General features: G+C 39.1%; 21 protein-coding genes. 19 read left to right on the plus strand and 2 right to left on the minus strand.

Annotated features, from left to right (window positions below; translation table 11 throughout):
- The first annotated feature begins 410 nt into the window (after positions 1-410).
- The 8 genes from B7E07_RS10000 to B7E07_RS10035 all read left to right on the plus strand — a co-directional run bounded on the left by B7E07_RS10000 (position 411) and on the right by B7E07_RS10035 (position 7,007).
- Positions 411-608: a twin-arginine translocase TatA/TatE family subunit gene (locus tag B7E07_RS10000; protein ID WP_080845727.1), complete on the plus strand. Its 198-nt coding sequence runs from the start codon at positions 411-413 to the stop codon at positions 606-608.
- A 113-nt stretch (positions 609-721) separates the two neighbouring features.
- The gene (tatC, locus tag B7E07_RS10005) at positions 722-1,477 is read left to right on the plus strand and encodes a twin-arginine translocase subunit TatC (protein WP_080845728.1); all 756 of its coding nucleotides are present in this window, start codon (positions 722-724) and stop codon (positions 1,475-1,477) included.
- A 140-nt stretch (positions 1,478-1,617) separates the two neighbouring features.
- Positions 1,618-1,875, plus strand: a complete 258-nt coding sequence (locus tag B7E07_RS10010; RefSeq protein WP_080845729.1) for a DUF2535 family protein — start codon at positions 1,618-1,620, stop codon at positions 1,873-1,875.
- 593 nt (positions 1,876-2,468) lie between these two features.
- Positions 2,469-3,311: a DegV family protein gene (locus B7E07_RS10015; RefSeq protein ID WP_080845730.1), complete on the plus strand. Its 843-nt coding sequence runs from the start codon at positions 2,469-2,471 to the stop codon at positions 3,309-3,311.
- 405 nt (positions 3,312-3,716) lie between these two features.
- Entirely contained in the window at positions 3,717-4,694 is a 978-nt protein-coding gene (locus tag B7E07_RS10020) for a nucleoside hydrolase (protein WP_080845731.1), read from the plus strand.
- A 98-nt stretch (positions 4,695-4,792) separates the two neighbouring features.
- Positions 4,793-5,374: an SCO family protein gene (locus B7E07_RS10025; RefSeq protein ID WP_257391428.1), complete on the plus strand. Its 582-nt coding sequence runs from the start codon at positions 4,793-4,795 to the stop codon at positions 5,372-5,374.
- 158 nt (positions 5,375-5,532) lie between these two features.
- Complete coding sequence (locus B7E07_RS10030; RefSeq protein ID WP_257391429.1) at positions 5,533-6,411, plus strand: SGNH/GDSL hydrolase family protein; 879 nt, start codon at positions 5,533-5,535, stop codon at positions 6,409-6,411.
- A 35-nt stretch (positions 6,412-6,446) separates the two neighbouring features.
- Entirely contained in the window at positions 6,447-7,007 is a 561-nt protein-coding gene (locus tag B7E07_RS10035; protein WP_306807577.1) for a YpmS family protein, read from the plus strand.
- Between the two features lie 114 nt (positions 7,008-7,121).
- Here the strand turns inward: B7E07_RS10035 and B7E07_RS10040 are convergent, their stop codons facing one another.
- The gene (locus B7E07_RS10040) at positions 7,122-7,874 is read right to left on the minus strand and encodes a DUF4397 domain-containing protein (protein WP_176215167.1); all 753 of its coding nucleotides are present in this window, start codon (positions 7,872-7,874) and stop codon (positions 7,122-7,124) included.
- A 353-nt stretch (positions 7,875-8,227) separates the two neighbouring features.
- On the opposite strand from B7E07_RS10040, the gene rsgA reads away from it, so the two are divergent.
- From rsgA to B7E07_RS10060, 4 genes are all read left to right on the plus strand, one after another.
- Positions 8,228-9,280 carry a ribosome small subunit-dependent GTPase A gene (rsgA, locus tag B7E07_RS10045; protein ID WP_080845734.1) on the plus strand — a complete coding sequence of 351 codons (1,053 nt, stop codon included), beginning with the start codon at positions 8,228-8,230 and terminating at the stop codon, positions 9,278-9,280.
- A 371-nt stretch (positions 9,281-9,651) separates the two neighbouring features.
- A complete protein-coding gene (gene msrA / locus B7E07_RS10050; RefSeq protein ID WP_080845735.1) occupies positions 9,652-10,191 on the plus strand; it encodes a peptide-methionine (S)-S-oxide reductase MsrA in 540 nt (179 codons plus the stop codon).
- Positions 10,188-10,622: a peptide-methionine (R)-S-oxide reductase MsrB gene (msrB, locus tag B7E07_RS10055; protein WP_080845736.1), complete on the plus strand. Its 435-nt coding sequence runs from the start codon at positions 10,188-10,190 to the stop codon at positions 10,620-10,622. The genes msrA and msrB overlap by 4 nt, the downstream gene beginning before the upstream one ends.
- Positions 10,623-10,640: 18 nt before the next feature.
- Positions 10,641-11,135 (plus strand): PTS sugar transporter subunit IIA, encoded by a 495-nt coding sequence (locus B7E07_RS10060; protein WP_080845737.1) that lies wholly within the window; start codon positions 10,641-10,643, stop codon positions 11,133-11,135.
- A 77-nt stretch (positions 11,136-11,212) separates the two neighbouring features.
- Here B7E07_RS10060 and B7E07_RS10065 read toward each other — a convergent pair whose 3' ends face one another.
- Positions 11,213-12,301: an SGNH/GDSL hydrolase family protein gene (locus B7E07_RS10065; RefSeq protein WP_080845738.1), complete on the minus strand. Its 1,089-nt coding sequence runs from the start codon at positions 12,299-12,301 to the stop codon at positions 11,213-11,215.
- 174 nt (positions 12,302-12,475) lie between these two features.
- Here B7E07_RS10065 and B7E07_RS10070 point away from each other — a divergent pair, with 174 nt between their 5' ends.
- From B7E07_RS10070 to B7E07_RS10100, 7 genes are all read left to right on the plus strand, one after another.
- Entirely contained in the window at positions 12,476-12,649 is a 174-nt protein-coding gene (locus B7E07_RS10070; protein ID WP_080845739.1) for a YjcZ family sporulation protein, read from the plus strand.
- A gap of 109 nt (positions 12,650-12,758) precedes the next feature.
- Positions 12,759-14,114, plus strand: coding sequence for an aspartate aminotransferase family protein (locus tag B7E07_RS10075; RefSeq protein ID WP_080845740.1), 1,356 nt, complete (start codon positions 12,759-12,761; stop codon positions 14,112-14,114).
- A gap of 42 nt (positions 14,115-14,156) precedes the next feature.
- A complete protein-coding gene (locus B7E07_RS10080) occupies positions 14,157-14,810 on the plus strand; it encodes a CoA transferase subunit A (RefSeq protein ID WP_139785716.1) in 654 nt (217 codons plus the stop codon).
- Positions 14,795-15,460: a 3-oxoacid CoA-transferase subunit B gene (locus B7E07_RS10085; protein WP_080845742.1), complete on the plus strand. Its 666-nt coding sequence runs from the start codon at positions 14,795-14,797 to the stop codon at positions 15,458-15,460. The genes B7E07_RS10080 and B7E07_RS10085 overlap by 16 nt, the downstream gene beginning before the upstream one ends.
- 34 nt (positions 15,461-15,494) lie before the next feature.
- The gene (locus tag B7E07_RS10090; protein ID WP_080845743.1) at positions 15,495-16,772 is read left to right on the plus strand and encodes a peptidase; all 1,278 of its coding nucleotides are present in this window, start codon (positions 15,495-15,497) and stop codon (positions 16,770-16,772) included.
- Positions 16,773-16,774: 2 nt separating this feature from the next.
- Positions 16,775-18,115 carry a 4-aminobutyrate--2-oxoglutarate transaminase gene (gene gabT, locus B7E07_RS10095; protein WP_080845744.1) on the plus strand — a complete coding sequence of 447 codons (1,341 nt, stop codon included), beginning with the start codon at positions 16,775-16,777 and terminating at the stop codon, positions 18,113-18,115.
- A gap of 3 nt (positions 18,116-18,118) precedes the next feature.
- Entirely contained in the window at positions 18,119-19,540 is a 1,422-nt protein-coding gene (locus B7E07_RS10100; protein ID WP_080845745.1) for an aldehyde dehydrogenase family protein, read from the plus strand.
- Positions 19,541-19,618 lie beyond the last annotated feature (78 nt).

The raw sequence follows: 19,618 nt of genomic DNA on the forward strand, positions 1-19,618 counted from the left end.
GTTTTTTTATGATTATTTAATTTTTTATTAACATAAGTGAAATGGAGCGGAGGACACTCGACTCCGGAGGGAAATAGAGGAAAAGGTGAGACACCGAAGACGTGCCGAGCAGGCTCATCTTTCTCCCCTCGGAAAGCGAGAGTCCGCAGCACAGGTGGAACGGACTTGTTTGAATACCCTAACCAAGATATTAAATATTAGTGTTTTTAGAATATTATTTTCGTTTTGTCCCAGCTTCTGCTGATGTGTTTGAAATCAGATCTATTTACAGGTCTGTGATTTTTATTGCATTCCTATTTTATTATTGTTAATGTGTATATAATATGAATTTTTCGCTATACTCTACACAATAGCCCAAATTAGTAATATAATGAAGACAGATTTACAAGACATATTAAGGAGATGTTTATATGTTATCAAACATCGGAGTACCTGGATTAATTTTAATTTTAGTGCTTGCTTTAATTATATTTGGTCCAAAGAAACTTCCTGAGATTGGGCGAGCATTTGGACAAACGTTGCGCGAGTTCAAAAAATCGACTCGTGAATTAACAAGTGATGTAATGGAAGAGTTTGAAGACGATCAGAATAAAAAAACTGTTAAATAAGGTGTGAGATTCTTTCTTACACTTTTTCTTTTTGGATCAGTGAGTGGATTCGTTTCATTCATTCACTTTTCCTTGCCTCTGGGCATGTAAATTGAGACAGGCAGGGGAAGATTATGGAAGATAAAGAATTAAATATTATAGATCATTTAGATGAACTGAGAAAGAGACTCATATATACGGTTATTGCCTTTTTTGCATTTTTTATTATTGGCTTTATATATGTAGAAGAGATTTATAAATGGATTGTGCGTGATCTAGATGTGAAACTGATTGTTCTGGGTCCTAGTGACATAATCTGGGTGTACTTTACACTGGCTGGTGTTGTAGCTCTTGCGGGAACGATTCCGGTCCTAGCTGCTCAAATTTGGATGTTTGTGAAACCAGCTTTAACACCAATTGAGCGAAAAGTCTCACTCTCTTATGTACCAGCATTGTTTGTTTTATTTATTGTTGGACTTTGTTTTGGTTACTTTGTCATCTTTCCAACCGTACTAAGCTTCCTTGTTGAACTTGGTGAAGGCATGATGGTCACCAATTTTACAGCTGACAAATATTTCCGCTTTATTATGCATATGACGCTGCCATTTGGTGTCTTGTTTGAGCTGCCAGTTGTAGCAATGTTCCTGACATCTCTTGGGATTATTAATCCATACGTGCTGCAGAAAATCAGGAAGTATGCCTATTTTGTACTTGTTGTCATCTCGGTTGTCATTTCACCGCCAGATTTTATCTCGGATATATTAGTGACCATTCCTCTATTATTCTTGTATGAAATCAGCATTAACCTCTCTAAAATTGTCTATAAGCGGAAGCTCAAGAAAGAAAAAGAGTGGGAAGAAATGCAAGCAGCAGAAGAGGTTATTGATTAGTGTTTCGGTTTTTAATAAGCTATAAATTATAGAAAAACAGCAAGCTATTTTTAATTATTTTGAATATGCAAAAAACGACATATTTATAATTGTTTTTAGGGTATAATGAAGTTAAACGGGTGAAAAAGAGGATTGATATTTTGTTATTCAAAAGCCTAGTGTTCAAAAATGCTGTTGGGCAGAAGGTTAGTATCATCGAAATTCCTGTTTTAGACAAAAATAGCCCTTATTTTTTCTTAGTTCAGGTGCGTTTGCAGCTTTACATGAATCAAATTTATGATTCAGCTGAAGAGAAGCCATTGTACTCATTTAAAGAATATATGAAAAAAATGACAAAGTGGCCGATCTATGAACAAGTCTATCAAACCCCTGAATTGCTGAATAATGCTAGAAAATGAACAGAGGCTGGGACATAAGTATTTAACACAACCACAGAACCGAATGATTAGGGAGTGAATATTTCTAATCATTCGGTTTTTTATTTGTTTAACATTTAATATTTCTAAAAATGAGTGAAATGGAGCGGAGGACCCTCGACTCCTATGGGCAATAGAGGAAAGGGTGAGACCCCGCAGGAGCTTTGCTTCCTCCCCATGGAAAGCGAGGGTCAGGAGCGCAGGTGGAACGGGCTTGTGTAAACACATCAACCTTAAAAATAAACATTCGTGTTTTACAAATAGGAATTTCGTTTTGTCCCAGCCTCTTATTTTTTGCTGAAAGAAAGCAGCTGGATGTTCTTTCAAAAGCTCTGTTATGAATGAAGTATACAATTAGGAACGATGTTTTAAGTTGTTGAAAAATTGGTAAGGAATATACTAAGTAATTAGTGATTGCTGAGGAATCGGGCAAAAGATATACTTAGGTTGTTATTTGTTAACAAAACAGTCTTATTTTATATGGAGTTTAATAGCCAGCCTTAATGATATTGCTTTTCTTCATATAGGTAAAAATGTATAATAAAATGGAATTGTTATAGCAGGGACGTGAATGTGTGAATAAGGTTAGAATCGTTACAGACTCTACAGTTGATTTGCAAGAAGAAGTACTAAAGGAATATGATATTGAAGTCGTTCCATTGTCTATTCATATCAATGGAGAAACATATTTAGACCGGAAAGATATAACGCCGGTTCAATTTATGAAAAAAATGAAAGAGTCTGAAGAACTGCCGAAAAGCTCTCAGCCTCCAGCAGGTGTTTTCTTGGAGCTGTATGACAGGTTAACAGATGAAGGATATGATATTCTTTCCATCCATATGACTGGCGGAATGAGCGGCACTGTACAATCCGCAGAAAGTGCAGCCAGCATGGCAAAAGGCAATGTGAAAGTTGTGGATTCCCGATATATTTCTAAAGCGCTTGCATTCCAAGTGATTGAAGCGGCTAAAATGGCTAAGAATGGAAGTTCTATTGAAGAAATATGTTCGAAACTGGATGAAATAAGAGCGAAGACGAAATTATTTGTTGTCGTGGATACGCTCGAGAATCTGGTTAAGGGTGGAAGAATTGGGAGAGGAAAAGCATTATTAGGCTCCCTTCTAAACATAAAGCCAATAGCTTCACTCGAGGACGGTGTATATACACCGGTAGCCAAAGTGCGCAGCCATGCTCAAATCGTTAAATACTTAGCAAATCAATTTGCGGAAGATGCTAAAGGAAAAACAATTAAAAGTGTGGGGCTTGTTCATGCGGAAGGGTTTGAATTAGCTTCTAAACTAAGAACAGCAATCGAAGAGCTTACAGGCTATACCAATATATCCATTGAAGATACAACGCCAATTGTGAGTACACATACAGGCGCGGGTGCAATTGGATTTATGTATTATCTTGATTAAAAAGGTAAAGAGGCTCTTACATAGTATTTAACAAGACCATAGAATCGAATGGTTAGGAAGTTTATCTTTCTAATCATTCGGTTTTTTTGTTGTTCTAAAATATATCTTTTTAAACTGAAGTGGAAAAGGACTGGAGGAAACTCGACACCTGTGGGCAATAAAGAAGAAGCGGCGTGACGATCTGTAATTCCACGAAAAAATGCCCGCAACACACACAGGTGAAATGCCCTTGTTCAATCCAAACCTTTACCTTGGTTATTCACTATTTGAGATATATTATTTCGTTTTGTCCCGGCTACTGTGCTTTATTATTTTTCTAGGAAAATTTCACTGTTTTTTTACCGTGGATGTTAAATATTTCTATTTTAAATTCCAATGAATATTACTATAGTAGGGGGTGGAAATGTGAAGGTGAAAAATATTCTGCTTTTTAGCGATTTTGGAATAGATGATATGGTTGCAGCTGCGTTTGCAGTAGTTAATGAAGAAGTAAATGTAGTAGGAATTGTTGCAGATTATGGGAATGTTTCTAAAGAAAAAGCGCTTCAAAACGCAGCATATTTACGTGAACTGACAGGTCTGACGGAAATTCCAGTATTTGGCGGTGCTGGCCTCCCGCTTACAGGTGATATGCCGGAGTTCTTCCCGGAGATTCATGGGCTCAGCGGCCTTGGTCCAATTCTTAATGATGTAGTAGTTGATGTTGATTTTTTTGAGAATTTTGATGAGATCAAAAGGATTATTGAACAATATGAAAATGATATTTTAATTGTAAACATCGGCAGATTATCCTCTCTCGCAACTGCGTTTATTTTATACCCCAATTTACTAAAGCAAGTATCTGATATTTATATTATGGGCGGTGCATTTTTTGTCCCTGGCAATGTAACACCTGTAGCAGAAGCAAATATTTACGGAGATCCTTATGCTGCAAACATTGTATTATCACATGCTCCAAAGAAAGTATATATTATTCCTCTAGATGTCACGATGTCAGCCATTCTAACTCCTGCTCTCGTTGATCGGCTGCATGAATATTATATTGAAACTGGCAATAAATTCGGTCAACTGCTTAAACCAATGATTGATTACTATTATGAATTTTACAAGATGCAAGTTATTGATATTTCTGGGAGCCCAATGCATGATTTGCTTACTTTTTGGGCTATTATGGATCAGTCTAAAATGGAATACATTGAAGCGCCAGTTAAGGTAGTAGTCGATAAAGGGGTGGCATTTGGACAGACTATAGGAGATTTTAGAAAGCTGCCGGCAGATAAAAAAGAAAATTATCAAGTACATTATATTGCAATCAAATTTGATTACAGCCAGTTTATCCAAACCTATTATCAAGTGATGACAAGCCCGGCGGATAAAAAATAATAATCTGCTTGTTCACAACTTTGACACATTCTTTTCTTTCTTCTTTCATGGAGGTTTGCTAGAATGAAACTTGAACTTTAGTGAAGCAGGTGAAAGAAGTGAAGTTAAAGAGGTATTTTGCCATCATAGCAATTTTTGCAGTTACATTGCTATCGGCTTGCGGTCAAGGTGGAATTAATGATGCTTTAAACTATGAAGTCGAGGATTTTGAATTTACAAACCAAAACGGTGAACAAGTGGGGTTAAGTGAGTTAGAAGGAAAAGTCTGGGTTGCAGATTTTATATTTACCAATTGTGATACGGTATGCTTGCCGATGACCTCCAATATGAAAAGATTGCAGACAATGGCAGCTGAAGAAGGAATTGAAAATATTCATTTTGTTTCTTTCAGCGTCGATCCTCTGAATGATAAACCAGATGTCTTGAAGACATTTGCTGATCAATATGAGGCTAATTATGACAGTTGGAATTTTTTAACTGGTTATGAGCAAAAAGTGATTGAAGATTTTGCTTTGAATTCATTTAAAGCCATTGTTCAAAAGCCAAAAAATGAAGATCAAGTGATACATGATACAAAATTCTACCTTGTCAATCAAGATGGACTTATACAAAAATATTATGATGGTGTAACCGGTGTACCATATGAGGAAATTATCAACGATATAAAAACGCTGCAATAGACCTTGTTTAACAGGTCTATTTTTTCACTTTCAGAAAAATTAAATGCAACTAAGTTTGTGAAACAGCATTTCTTAATCTATATTTCTGTTTTGTCTTTCTTTTTCAAGGAACGATTGATCATGCTATAATAGTTTATACTTCTATGAGGGGTGATAAAATGAGTAAGCAATTCACCTTTAAACCTTCAATGGCAAGAAATCCATTTATGACTTTCAGATATACTTTTCTCTTCTTTTTTATGCTGATCATGCTGTTTTTTCTATCATCTTGCAGTATTGGTACAAATACGAGCAGTGGTGAGCATGTTGAAAAAAGTGTTGTATATGCTGAAAGAAAAACTATCGATCCAGCCTTTTTGCCGCAAAACCTGGCAATTGTGTCTGTTGGCGATTCTTTAACACAAGGTGTTGGAGATAGTACAAAAAAAGGCGGATATGTTCCATATACAGAAACGCTGCTCGAGGAAGAACGTGGAATTGCCGATGTGGTGTTTAAAAACTTTGGTGTGCGCGGCAACCGTTCAGATCAGCTGTTAAAAAAATTAAAAACAGATGAGGTAAAAGAATCGATCGCAGAAGCGGATTTAGTCCTAGTTACTATTGGCGGCAATGATATAATGAAGGTCGTAAGGGAAAATTTTACAGGTCTTAATCTCCAGGCGTTTGCTCAGCAGAAGACTATTTATGAAAAGAACCTGCAGGATGTTTTAGAGACAATCAACGAGTATAATCCCCGAGCTGAGATCGGTCTTATCGGTTTATATAATCCTTTTTTGACTTGGTTTTCCGATATTCGGGAAATTGATGAGATTATGAGCGACTGGAATGAAACAAGCAAAACGATATTGGGTCAATATTCCAATACATTTTTTGTGGATGTGGATGATATATTTCAAACAGAAGGGGAAAACCTCCTATATACAGATTATTTCCATCCCAACGATCGAGGCTATGAAAAAATGGGAAATCGTATTTACGAGGTAATGAAAGACAATGTATTGGCAGATGTGTTATTAGAGAAGTCATTGGACAGCTAAGAGGTGAGGAGACTTTGAAAAAGAATAAATGGAAGTTGTTTTTTTTCATATTATTGGGATTAAACATCGCATTACTGGTGTTCTTGACCACTTTGATTTATGCACCAGCTGATCATCAGGCATATGAGCCAAACGAGATCAATGAAAGTGGATACGCTCCTTTTTCTATTGGAGCTAATAAACAGGACTTAAATCAAGTAATTAATCATTATCTTGAAAGTGAAGGTTTGACAGGTACAATTGATTATCAGATTTTTCTCAACGATGATGTGGAGCTAATTGGTTCCCTGCCAGTGTTTAGTCAGGAAATTGAAATGAAACTTGCGTTTGAACCTACTGCTCTCGAAAATGGAGATATTGTGTTAGAGAAGAAAGAAATGTCTGTCGGTCAGTTGCAGCTTCCTGCAGCATATGTGATGAAGTTTGTAAGAGATCATTATGATCTTCCAGAATGGGTTGAAATTGTACCGGAAGAAGAACGTATTTACGTTGCTTTAACTGACATGGAACTGAAAAGTGATGTAAAGGTAAAAGTTGATGAGTTTGATTTGGAAAATGACGATATTCGATTGTCTTTGCTTGTACCTGTTCGGTAATGACTAAAATGATAACGAAATCATAGACTGCTATTTTTTGAGAGGTGGCCACCTGCGGTCACCTCTCTTTTGCCTTTGGATGGAAAATTGAAATGGGGAATCTCACCAAAAAAATTAAAGCATTAAAATTTCTAATTTTGGAGCGCCTGTAACAGAGCCAACGAGAAAAATGGTGTAAATATGATTGGCCTTGAATACAAGGTTGTCAAGTGAATGTATATGATTATCACTGCCTGCTACTCTAGCATGAAGATGAACGGTCATAGGAGATATGCCCAGGTATTCACTTGCTTCACGGTACTCAATGCTATGAAAGACTACATCTCCGTTTTTAACGGCTAAATCAATGGAAGGGGCATCTGTTGACAAGTGAATAAATCGAAAGGCTGCTTCACCGTGAGGAACAATTTGATCGTCTTCAAATAATGTTGCTTTAACATTGTCTTCAACTTTTGATGCTGTGATTGTGTATGCTTTACCAGGCTCAATTTTTATTTTTTGACTTATAATGGTTTGTATTGTCGTGCCTGCTGGATAAACATCAAGCTGATATGTTCCAGCGGGCAATGATAAGTAACTGCTTGCCTCGGCATACTGAAATTCCTGTAAAACACGGGACCCATTTAAGTAGACATCTGTTTTCTCAAAATCATGGGCAGCATGAAGCAGGCGCACTCTGCTTGGCAATATTTGCAGTGGCTGGAGAGAGTTTGTCCTTTGTTGATTGATCGCAGCATAAAAGTGTTTTAAGTACTTTTGATAATACCAGGTATACTTTTCAATGTCTGTATATTTATAATAATTTGCTTTATGTCTGTATTGGTCCGCTTTTAGATAATGAGTCTGCGAAAATGAATGGTTCTCCACAAAAATGACCTCCTTGCAGTTTCTGGTCTGATCTGGTAATAGCAGAGTATGCAATTTAGAAGGGGCAGGTGCCTAAAAATTCCAATTCATAATCCCAATATAGGATTTTTATAATAACTGTTTGCATTTTCAGAATATAGTGATATAATTAAATAATTAAGAGTGAAAGGGTGATGTGTTATGTCAAGCTTATACGGTTATATCTCAGTAATTGAACGTAATAGCACAGCCCAATTGGAATGTAAAAGATAAATCGTCAATAAAGACGTTTTTTTCTCTTTCGTTTATTAAACCATGGGCTGTGTATGCCTGTGGTTTTTATTATTTTATAAGCGAAAGCGGAGGAAACGAATTTGACATTAGAAAAATTAGGGTATAATCAATATTTTCACGACTTATTTGAACGGTTTGAAAAGGACGGATATGTGGCAGGGCGAGTCACATTGGAACATAAACGATCTTATCGTGTTGTAACCGAAATGCGGGAATTACTTTGTGAAGTATCAGGGAAATTTTCTTATGAAGCAACCGAAAGAGAAGATTACCCGGCTGTTGGGGACTGGGTTGTTGTAAAAGAAATGGACGGAGAAGATCGCGGTATTATTCATCATATCTTACCGAGGAAAAGTAAATTTTCACGAAAAGTCGCAGGTGTAAGTACAGAGGAGCAAATAGTCGCGACAAATGTGGATACCGTATTTTTAGTCAACTCATTAAATGAGGACTTAAATATTAGAAGAATTGAAAGATATTTATTGTTGTCATGGGAAAGCGGCGCTAATCCTGTCATTATATTAACCAAATCTGATTTATGTCAGGACCTCTCTTTAAAGCTGGCTCAGATTGAAGCGGTAGCGCTTGGTGTTCCAGTCATCCCTGTAAGTGTTGTAACAGAAGATGGACTCGAGCAACTGACCTCTTATCTGCAAAAGGGTAAAACGGTGGCATTACTAGGATCATCTGGTGTTGGGAAATCTACCTTGACCAACTATTTCCTTGGAGATGAAAAGCAAAAGGTACAGGAAATTAGGGGTGCTGATGACAAAGGAAGACATACGACCACACATCGTGAATTAGTACTTCTTCCTAACGGCGGTATTTTAATTGATACACCTGGGATGCGGGAATTGCAATTATGGGATAGTGATCACGGTGTAAGCGAAAGCTTTAGTGATATTGAAGAAGCCGCTAAGGAATGTAGGTTTAGGGACTGCCAGCATGAAAATGAACCTGGCTGTGCAGTAATGGCAAGAATTAAGGCAGGCGAGATGGAGGAAGGACGATTATACAGTTATAAAAAGCTGATGAGAGAGCTTGCCTATCTTGACCGGAAACAAGATAAACGTGCACAGGCGGAACAGAAAAAGAGATGGAAAAGTATATCCTCGCAATCGAAAAATCGGTAAAGGTGAGAGGCTGGGACATAAGTATTCAACACACTCATAGACCCGAATGGTTAGGAAGTCATCTTTCTAATCATTCGGTTTTTTTATGATTATATATATTTTACTAACATGAGTGAAATGGAGCGGAGGACCATGAACTCATGTGGGCAATAGAGGAAAGGGGGAGACTCTGCAGCAGCTTTGCTTCGAATAGGCTCAGCATGTGCTTCCACGTAATAAAACAGGGGCCGCAGCGCAGGTGGAACGGACTCAATTGACCTCTAGTCTATTTTCTTGCATATTATCTTATTTTTCTTTACTCTTATGTTGAATGCGTTAAACCTCTTCAAATAGGGAATATGTATGAAGAGAAGCTGAAAGAGGTGGACGGAATGGAAAAGCAGCAGTATAAATTAGCTACGTTTGCAGGAGGTTGCTTTTGGTGTATGGTAAAACCATTTGACGAGCAGCCTGGTATAATGGAAGTGCTGTCAGGCTATACAGGCGGGACGAAAGAAGACCCTACTTATGAAGAAGTATGCTCGGAAACAACCGGTCATTATGAAGCTGTGCAAATTAAGTATGATCCTGATGTATTTCCATATGAAAATCTGCTGCAATTATACTGGCAGCAAATTGATCCAACTGATGCTGGCGGTCAGTTTTATGACCGAGGTCAATCGTATCAGACAGCGATTTTCTATCATGACGAGCAGCAAAAGGAAATGGCAGAACAATCGAAGCAAAAGCTTTCGGAAAGCGGTAAATTTCAGAAGCCCATTCAAACAAAGATTTTACCAGCATCCGTATTTTATTCTGCTGAAGATTATCATCAGCACTATTACAAGAAGAATCCGCTTAGATATAATGCATACCAGCAGGGCTCAGGGAGAGCGGATTATATTAAGAGACATTGGGGTGAACAGAAATGACAAATAAGAATGAGTTGAAAGAGAAATTAAACCCAATGCAATATGAAGTAACACAGCATAATGGAACCGAGCCGCCTTTCAGAAATGAATACTGGGATGAGTTCGGAGATGGCATTTATGTAGATATTGTATCAGGCAAACCTTTATTCAGTTCACTTGATAAATATGATGCAGGATGCGGGTGGCCAAGCTTTACAAAACCCATTGAAGACGAAGAAATTCTTGAAAAAAAAGATTTAAGTCATTTTATGGTTAGAACCGAAGTAAGAAGCAAAACGGCTGACTCACATCTTGGACATGTTTTTGACGATGGACCTGGTCCATCTGGGTTGCGTTATTGCATTAATTCAGCTGCATTAAAATTTATTCCGAAAGAGAAGCTGCAAGAAGAGGGCTATGAAGTTTATTTGAAATTGTTTCAAGAAAAATAAAAGTAAAAGGTGATCATGATGTTTAAAAAGTTATTTGGCAAAAAAGAAGAAGTAAAATCTGTGGACATTTTCGCTCCTCTTTCTGGAGCTGCAGTTTCCTTAGAAACGGTACCGGATCCTGTATTCGCTGAAAAAATGATGGGTGATGGCATTGCCATCGAACCAACTGAAGGAATTATAGTTTCTCCTGTTAAGGGCGAGGTACTTCAAGTGTTTCCTACAAAGCATGCTGTTGGGCTTAAGGCAGAAAACGGAGCTGAAATCTTAATTCATATTGGCTTAGAGACAGTTTCAATGAATGGAGAAGGCTTTGAGGCACATGTGAGTGAGGGATCAAAAGTAGAAGTAGGGGATCAGCTCGTTACTTTTGATATGAACTTAGTAAAAGAAAAAGCAAAGAGCACGATTACTCCTGTCATTATAACAAACAGCGACCAAGTGACTATAGAAAAACAATTATCGTCATCTGTTCAAAGAGCATCAAATGTCGTTATGACAGTTACAATGAATTAATTTGAAGAGATCTTTATTATTCACTTTTAAAATGCGCCTAAAAACAATTTTCTGCTTTTAGGCGCATTTGCTTTTTACTATTTATCCGTAATAATTGATGAGATGGCAACAGTATGATGTGATGATGTATTATTTAAGGATTTTTCACCTTTTGATACGAATGTAACTGTGTGCTGAGTGTTCTCTAAACCACTGGCAATATATAAGTATCTTTCCCTCTCAAATGGCCACCAGGTAGATATTTCAGTCAGCCATTTGCCGTCTAGATAAACATCTGCTTTTCCTCCTAATTCACTTCGCATTGCCCGTATTCCAAGCATTGAGCCTGTAAAAGAGTATTCCAGAATATCTCCTTTAGATTCACTGATCCAAAAATCTTTTTCTTTTGTAAAACCTGCTGCTGTTTGCACATCCTGTATTTCCTTTAAGCTGATCTCTGCATAAGGATGAAGAGGATCTGCCAAATAAGCAATATTCTCCTGTTTTAAAGTGAGCTGTTGCAGCTTTTCTAATACGGCCGCACTATATAGCTCATATCCCCGATCGTTTGGGTGAACTAGATCAGTTGTCAGCTTATTGACAGATAAACCGGATGTTGAAAATGCAAGTCGCATATCAATATTTTTAGCGTTATAGTGATCAGAAATGTCTTTAATGCTCGTTGCAAATTGATCTTCCGTCAGAGAGCTTTCTGTAAACGTAATAATCTCACTGTCAGGATAGTTCTGTTTTGCTTTTCTAATCAGTGCCTCATAGGTTTGAGCAAATTGAGAAACATTCATATACTTGCGATCATTTTCTCCGAAGACGATGAAAATAAGATCTATATAGTCGTCAGGCTTGCCATTTTGAAGCTTGTACAATCCCTCAAATGCAGTGGCGCCACTTTGAACAAGCAAATGTCTTTTGGTTTTCACTTTAAAATTCTCTGACAGAGCATTTTCCATTTGGCTGAACCATGTTTTAGATTTATGTGATACACCCGAACCTCTGCCGATGCTGTCACCTATAATTAAATAGCTGATGTCTTCCTTATTAGCCAATTTCTCATATAGGCTCTCAGATTCTGCTGACCCTTTAGAAGAAGAAAAATAATTAATAATAAAGGTTATTCCAGTGACTGCAGTAAAAATAAAAATGAAAATTCCGACTTTTTTCTTTAGCATATAGTCATTCCTTCACAAGATTGTACTAATATAATCGTAACGTAAATGTAATAAAAATGAAAGAAAAAGAATTAACTGGAAATTTATAAATATGGGCAAATGCACACTCGGGTCAAGCACCTAATACATAAGTTAATATTGAAAATGCCTAAAACAAATGAGGAGAGGATATTTATGAATTACGGTTATAACTACGGATGCGGAGATCCTTGCTATACTCCTAGCTACAGCTACCCAGTTGCAGGTGCATACTCTTATCCAGCTACTGGCGGATTTCAAGGATTTGCGTTAATCGTTGTATTATTCATCCTGCTAATTATTATCGGCGCTAGCTGCTACGGAAAATAAAATAAGTACGATTTAAAAACTGCCTGTTTATCGGGCAGTTTTTTTATATGAAAGAAACCGTCATTCACATCATATAATTGAAAGAATTGACAAGAATGAGGTGGGGAAATTGGATCCTTCTTATTTAATTAAACCACTGTTAGATGAAACATACCCGCTTATTGATTATGGAAAAGGAGTCTATTTATACGACCAGGACGGAAAAGACTATTTAGATGCATGCTCTGGAGCTATAACAGCCAATATAGGACACGGTGTGAAGGAAATCATTTCTGCAGCAGCCAAACAGGCTGAAAAAGTATCTTTTGTATATCGTTCCCAATTTAGCAGTGAGGCTGCTGAACAGCTGGCGAAAAAAATAGCACAATGTGCATATGGTGATTTGAATTGGAGTTTTTTTGTTAACAGCGGTTCTGAAGCGACCGAAACGGCTATGAAAATTGCTATTCAATACTGGCAGGAACAAGGAATCTATACGAAAACAAAAATTCTATCCCGCTGGATCAGTTACCATGGCATTACGCTCGGAGCCTTGTCCTTATCAGGGCATAGAGGGCGCAGATCTCGATTTATGCCTCTTCTTGAGGATAGCCCTGTACTGCCGCCGCCTTATTGCTATCGTTGTCCTTTTCATGAAGAGCAGGGCAGCTGTCAGTATAGCTGTGCACATGAGCTTGATCTTATTATAAAAAGAATGGGAGCAGAGCATATCGCCGCTTTTATTGCTGAGCCTATTGTTGGCGCTGCTGGTGCGGCACTGACACCTCCTAAAGAATATTACAAGATTATAAAAAAAATATGTGAAAAGCACGGCATTCTTTTTATAGCCGATGAAGTGATGACCGGGTTTGGCAGAACTGGAAAAATGTTTGCAGCAGAGCATTGGGATACGGCTCCAGACATTGTTGCTCTAGGGAAAGGAATGGGAGCAGGCTATACGGCCATTGCCGCAGCCTTAGTCAGTGATCATGTGATGGAACCAATTCTCAAAGGATCAAAAAGCATCATGAGCGGACACACATTAAGTGCTAACCCGCAAAGCTGTGCTGTTTCATTAGCTGTTTTAGAATATATAGAAAAACATAATCTTGTAAAACAAGCTGAGGAAAAAGGCGTGTACTTAAAAGACCTTTTACAAAAACTTCAATCTTCCTTTCCTGTTATCGGCGATATTCGCGGGAAAGGATTAATGCTTGGTCTTGAATTTGTTCAAGATCCAATCAAGAAGACGGTTTTCCCTCGTGCGATGCAGTTTACGCAGCGGCTGATTTCTGCTGCGCAGATCAATGGTTTGCTTCTTTATCCAGCTGGTGCTGGTGAAGATGGAATTCATGGAGATGCTATTCTAATTGCTCCCCCTTTGACCATTACGGAAGAAGAGATGAATGAATTAGGAAATCGGCTTGAGAAAACGCTTCAAGTGCTCATGAATGATGACAGTCTAACAAGGGAGGAAGGTGCGTAAACGTTGGATAATTCATTTGAAAAAATAACATCATTCCAGAAAATGAAACCATTATTTAAAAGTGGTATGACCATTATGTATGGTGGTTTTGGTGGAATTGGGACACCTCCAGGTTTAATTGATGTGATTCTGGACAGCGGAGCAGAAGACTTACACCTAATAGGAAATGACACAGGATTTCCTGACATTGGGATTGGAAAGGTTGTATGTGCCGAGAGAGTTAAATCCATTATTACTTCGCATATCGGGTCAAATCCGGTTGCAGGTCAATTTATGACATCGGGAAAGCTGGCTGTTGAATTCTCTCCGCAAGGCATTTTAGCAGAAAGAATCCGGGCAGGCGGTGTTGGGATACCGGCCATTCTATCTGATATTGGAACGGAAAATTCATTCGTAGCTAATCAGAAACCAAGGTGTAAGCTGCATGATGCAGAGTATTTAATTGAAACGGCTTTATCGGCTGATATATCCATTGTTCATGCAAAACAGGCTGATCCGTTTGGAAACTTAATCTACGATAAAAGTGCCCGCAATACAAACCCGCTCGTCGCGATGGCAGGTAAAATGACGATTGCAGAGGTCGAGGAAATCGTTCCTCTGGGAAGTCTTGATCCTGATGAAATTGTGACTCCAGGTGTTTTTGTGAACTATATCGTTCAATCTGAGGGAGTGAACTGGCAATGGGTTTGGGAATAGATGTACGAGAAAAAATTGCTAAAAGAGCGGCAGCGGAAATTACGAATGGAATGATTGTCAATTTGGGCATCGGCATTCCTTCTCTTGTACCCAACCACCTTCCTAATGATATCCATGTTGTATTTCAGGCCGAAAATGGAATCACAGGAATAGGTCCAAGCCCAGAAAAAGGGTTGGAGGATGCGAATTTATGTAATGCAGGAGGTTTGCCTGTCACCCTTAATAAAGGCGGCTCCTATTGTGACAGCAGCATTGCATTTGCGATGATCAGGCGTGGTCTTTTGGATATGACCATTCTAGGCGCATTGCAAGTAAGTGAAGAGGGTGATTTAGCAAATTGGATTGTTCCGGGCAAGAAGGTTCCAGGTATGGGCGGTGCAATTGAACTCGCACAAAAGTCAAAAAAGGTCGTCGTTTTAATGAACCATATGGACAAAAATGGCGATTCGAAAATTGTCCAGAAATGTTCATTACCGCTCACATCTTCTAAATCTGTTGACTTAATTATTACCGATATGGCAGTAATTCAGATAACAAAGCAAGGTCTTTTGCTGACAGAGGTATTTTTGCCTTATACGATTGAAGATATCATCAAGTACACCGACTGCCGGCTACTCATCTCCGAAAACGTACGATGGAATGAAGGGTAACTCTTTTAACCCTTTTCAGAAAGGAGGAAGGAGAATGAATACGAACGTTAAAATTAAAGAATGGCTGCAACAAAATGAACAGCGAGGGATTAAACTGCTGCAGCAGCTTGTACAAGAAAATAGTGTTAGAGGAAATGAAAGCAGTGCCCAGGCAGTTATTATTGAAAAATGCAGAAAGCTGGGTCTCGAACTTGATATATGGGAAATTGGCAGTGAAGAACTTAAACATCATCAGGCATTTTATTGTGATCGCAAGGACTTTTCAGGGACCCCAAATGTCGTAGCTGTGAAGAAGGGGAGCGGAGGAGGTAAATCGATTATTCTAAATGGCCATATAGATGTTGTGCCAGAAGGCAATGAAAACGATTGGATTCACCATCCATATAGTGCTATTGTCGAGAATGGTAAGCTATACGGCAGAGGCTCAACGGATATGAAGGGCGGTACTGTCGCTTTATTATTAGCTATGGAAGCGATTACATCGATAGGTGTTCAATTAAAAGGAGATATGATTTTTCAAAGTGTCATAGAAGAAGAGAGTGGCGGAGCAGGTACTCTGGCAGCTATTTTAAGAGGTTACAAGGCGGATGGGGCGATTATCCCGGAACCTACCAATATGAAAATATTTCCTAAACAGCAAGGCTCGATGTGGTTCAGAATCACTGTAAAAGGTAAATCAGCACATGGCGGTACCCGCTATGAAGGAGTTAATGCAATAGAAAAGAGCATCCTTGTTATAAATGCTTTAACCAGATTGGAAAAAGAACGGAATAAACAGATTAACGATCCTCTATATAAAAACATACCGATCCCCATTCCGATTAATATTGGAAAAATAACAAGCGGTCAATGGCCATCCTCTGTTCCTGATCTTGCGTGGATTGAAGGAAGAATTGGGGTCGCACCGCATGAAAAAATGGAAAAGGCCGCAGACGAGCTTGAAGCTTGTCTGAAAGAACTGGCAAATGACGATCCGTGGTTTAAAGAGTTTCCGCCAGAAGTTGAATGGTTTGGTGCGAGATGGCAGCCAGGTAATTTAGAAACCAATCATGAATTAATTCAAACCATTGCACATGCATATAAAAAGATAAAAGGAAGTGAGCCAGAGATTGAAGCATCTCCATGGGGGACAGATGGAGGGCTGCTCACTAATGTCGGAAATACACCTGTTGTTGTGATTGGACCAGGTGTGACAGCCGCAGCACATGATGTAAATGAGTATATCGAAATAAAAGAGGTATTTACTGCTGCTGAAATCATTGCTGAAGCGATCATGAACTGGTGTGGATTAAGTGATGAACAGGGGGATTGAGGATGTCAGATATCCATTTGAAAACAGCTATTCCGGGACCAAAGGCAAAAAAATTGCTGGAAGCAAAGAAACAGCATGTTCCCAGAGGTCCATTTAATACAGTAGAAACCTTTGCAGCTAAAGGAAACGGAGCGCTGCTAACAGATGTTGATGGCAATACGTTTCTCGATTTTGCCGGTGCCATCGGTTCATTAAATACAGGTCATTGTCCACAGCGGGTGGTTGATGCTTTAAAAAAACAAATCGATTTATATCTGCATCCAAGCTTTCATGTCATGATGTATGAATCTTATATAAAGCTTGCTGAAAAGCTCAATGAAATCACACCAGGGTCCCATCATAAAAAGACCTTTTTCTTAAGCACAGGTGCTGAAGCAGTGGAAAATGCAATTAAGATTGCTAGAAAATACACCGGGAGAAAAGGTATTATTTCATTCGAACGCGGCTTTCATGGCCGCACATACATGTCCATGTCCCTGACAAGCAAGGTAAAGCCTTATAAATATGAGTTTGGTCCCTTTGTGCCAGAAACCTATAAATGGCCATATCCGTACTATTTTCGTAATGAACATCAGGATCAGAAGAGTTTGGATGATATGCTTCTTGCCCAATTTCATGATTTTTTCTTAAATGAAGCCTCTCCAGAAGAAATTGCAGCGGTTATTATGGAACCGGTACAGGGAGAAGGAGGCTTTGTTATTCCATCTATTTATTTTGTACAGCAGGTGAAAAAGATCTGTGAAAAGCATGGGATTATGTTTATTGCTGATGAGGTGCAAACAGGGTTTGGACGGACAGGGAAAATGTTTGCAATCGAACATTTTAACGTTGTTCCTGATTTAATAACGATGTCAAAATCAATCGCCGCCGGTTTACCGATTAGCGCCGTAACAGGCAGGGCAGAAATAATGGATGCCCCAGGCATAGGAGAGATTGGGGGAACATATGGCGGAAGCCCGCTCGGCTGTGTTGCGGCTTTAGAGGTTATTAACATGATTGAAGAAGATGGTTTGCTCGCACGTGCTAATCACATCGGAAGCCTTTTTGCTGAAAAATTCTCAAGGCTTCCTTTACAATATAATCAGGTAGGCGAAATTAGAGCTTTAGGTGCAATGTGTGCCATTGAATTTGTGAAAGACTCAGTTTCAAAGGAGCCGGACAAAGAGCTTGTTCAGCGGATTGCAGCACTCGCACAAAGCCGAGGTTTAATCATTATGAGTGCTGGTTTATATGGCAACATTGTCCGCCTGCTAACTCCTTTAGTTGTGAGTGATGAACAGCTGGAGGAAGGCTTCTCCATTTTAGAAGATGTTATAAAGGAATGCTGTCAGACAGGAGGATAAAAGATGAAGCAGCAGTTATGGATTAATGGAAAAAACGTTGAAACGAATACTTATTCGACATTAAAAAGTCCTTATAGCGGCAGGGTGATTGCGAAAGTAGCTTCTGCAGCAGCAGAGGATGTAAACCTGGCAATTGAAGCAGCAGAAGAAGCTGCTTCTGCACTTAGAGAGATGCCGGCATATAAAAGAGCAGATATTCTCGAAAAAGTGGCAGGTTACCTTGAAAGAGATCGGGAGGAATGTGCAAAGATCATTGCAAATGAAGCCGCTAAGCCAATAAAAACGGCACGAGGAGAAGTGGATCGCACCATTATGACCTATAAATTTGCTTCTCAGGAAGCCAGGAGAATTTATGGAGAAACCATTCCGATGGATGCAGCGCCAGGCGGAGAAAATCGTATTGCGTATACGATGAGAGAACCCCTTGGGATCATTGGTGCTATTACACCATTTAATTTCCCAATGAATCTCGTGGCTCATAAAATTGGGCCAGCCATTGCGGCAGGAAACACCGTTGTTCTTAAGCCTGCATCGCAAACGCCGCTTTCAGCCTATCGCATTGCGCACTATTTTCATGAAGCAGGTTTGCCCTCAGGTGCACTAAATGTAGTTTCAGGCAGCGGGAAAACCATCGGTGATCTCTTAGTCACAGATGAACGCCTTTCAATGATTACTTTTACAGGCAGCCCGAGCGTTGGACGGTCTTTAAGGGAAAAAGCCGGATTGAAAAAGGTAACGCTCGAATTAGGCTCCAATTCTGCGGTAATTGTAGATGAAGGAACAGACCCCCAAAAAGCGGCAGAGCGTATTGCGTCTGGTGCATTTGTATATGGAGGCCAAGTATGCATTTCGGTACAGCGCATCTTTGTACATGAAAAATTGCTCGAAAGCTTCACAGAATCATTTTTACAGGCTGCCAAAAACTTAGTTACGGGTGATCCTTTAAGTGAAGAAACCGACCTTTCAGCCTTAATCTCAGAGGATGATACGAATCGTGCACTAAAGTGGATTAATGACGCCGTTACCCGTGGAGCTCAGCTGGCACTTGGAGGAAACGCAGAGAATGGGATTCTTCAGCCGACCGTTCTGCTACATGTGGATGAACATGAAAAGGTCTCGTGTGAGGAAGTGTTTGCCCCAGTTGTTCATATCAATTCATTTTCAAAGTTAGAGGATGCCATTACTATGGTTAACACATCGAAGTATGGCTTACAAGCCGGCATCTTCACTCAAAATATTCAACATGCCATGCATGCAGCGAAAAAATTAGAGGTTGGAGGGGTTATGATTAATGACTTTCCAACCTTCCGTGTAGACCATATGCCTTATGGCGGTGTTAAGGAAAGCGGCACCGGCAGAGAGGGAATAAAGTATGCGATTGAAGAGATGACTGAGCTGAAGCTTATTACCATTAAGCTGGATTAATAGAAGCAGAATTCAGGACCCGGTTTTCCGGGTCTTTCTTTTCATATTATATTTAAACTACATGTTGATTGGATGGTG

Source organism: Cytobacillus gottheilii (assembly GCF_900166665.1).
GTDB lineage: Bacteria > Bacillota > Bacilli > Bacillales > Cytobacillaceae > Cytobacillus > Cytobacillus gottheilii_A.

What these genes read in the sequence shown, in the direction of transcription:
- msrA (WP_080845735.1), top strand. Translation starts at nt 9,652, where the DNA reads ATGGAAAAGCAGCAGTATAAATTAGCTACGTTTGCAGGAGGTTGCTTT.
- gabT (WP_080845744.1), top strand. Translation starts at nt 16,775, where the DNA reads ATGTCAGATATCCATTTGAAAACAGCTATTCCGGGACCAAAGGCAAAA.
- B7E07_RS10100 (WP_080845745.1), top strand. Translation starts at nt 18,119, where the DNA reads ATGAAGCAGCAGTTATGGATTAATGGAAAAAACGTTGAAACGAATACT.
- B7E07_RS10060 (WP_080845737.1), top strand. Translation starts at nt 10,641, where the DNA reads ATGTTTAAAAAGTTATTTGGCAAAAAAGAAGAAGTAAAATCTGTGGAC.
- B7E07_RS10090 (WP_080845743.1), top strand. Translation starts at nt 15,495, where the DNA reads ATGAATACGAACGTTAAAATTAAAGAATGGCTGCAACAAAATGAACAG.
- tatC (WP_080845728.1), top strand. Translation starts at nt 722, where the DNA reads ATGGAAGATAAAGAATTAAATATTATAGATCATTTAGATGAACTGAGA.
- B7E07_RS10030 (WP_257391429.1), top strand. Translation starts at nt 5,533, where the DNA reads ATGAGTAAGCAATTCACCTTTAAACCTTCAATGGCAAGAAATCCATTT.
- B7E07_RS10065 (WP_080845738.1), bottom strand. Translation starts at nt 12,301, where the DNA reads ATGCTAAAGAAAAAAGTCGGAATTTTCATTTTTATTTTTACTGCAGTC.
- B7E07_RS10080 (WP_139785716.1), top strand. Translation starts at nt 14,157, where the DNA reads ATGAAACCATTATTTAAAAGTGGTATGACCATTATGTATGGTGGTTTT.
- msrB (WP_080845736.1), top strand. Translation starts at nt 10,188, where the DNA reads ATGACAAATAAGAATGAGTTGAAAGAGAAATTAAACCCAATGCAATAT.
- B7E07_RS10070 (WP_080845739.1), top strand. Translation starts at nt 12,476, where the DNA reads ATGAATTACGGTTATAACTACGGATGCGGAGATCCTTGCTATACTCCT.
- B7E07_RS10000 (WP_080845727.1), top strand. Translation starts at nt 411, where the DNA reads ATGTTATCAAACATCGGAGTACCTGGATTAATTTTAATTTTAGTGCTT.
- B7E07_RS10085 (WP_080845742.1), top strand. Translation starts at nt 14,795, where the DNA reads ATGGGTTTGGGAATAGATGTACGAGAAAAAATTGCTAAAAGAGCGGCA.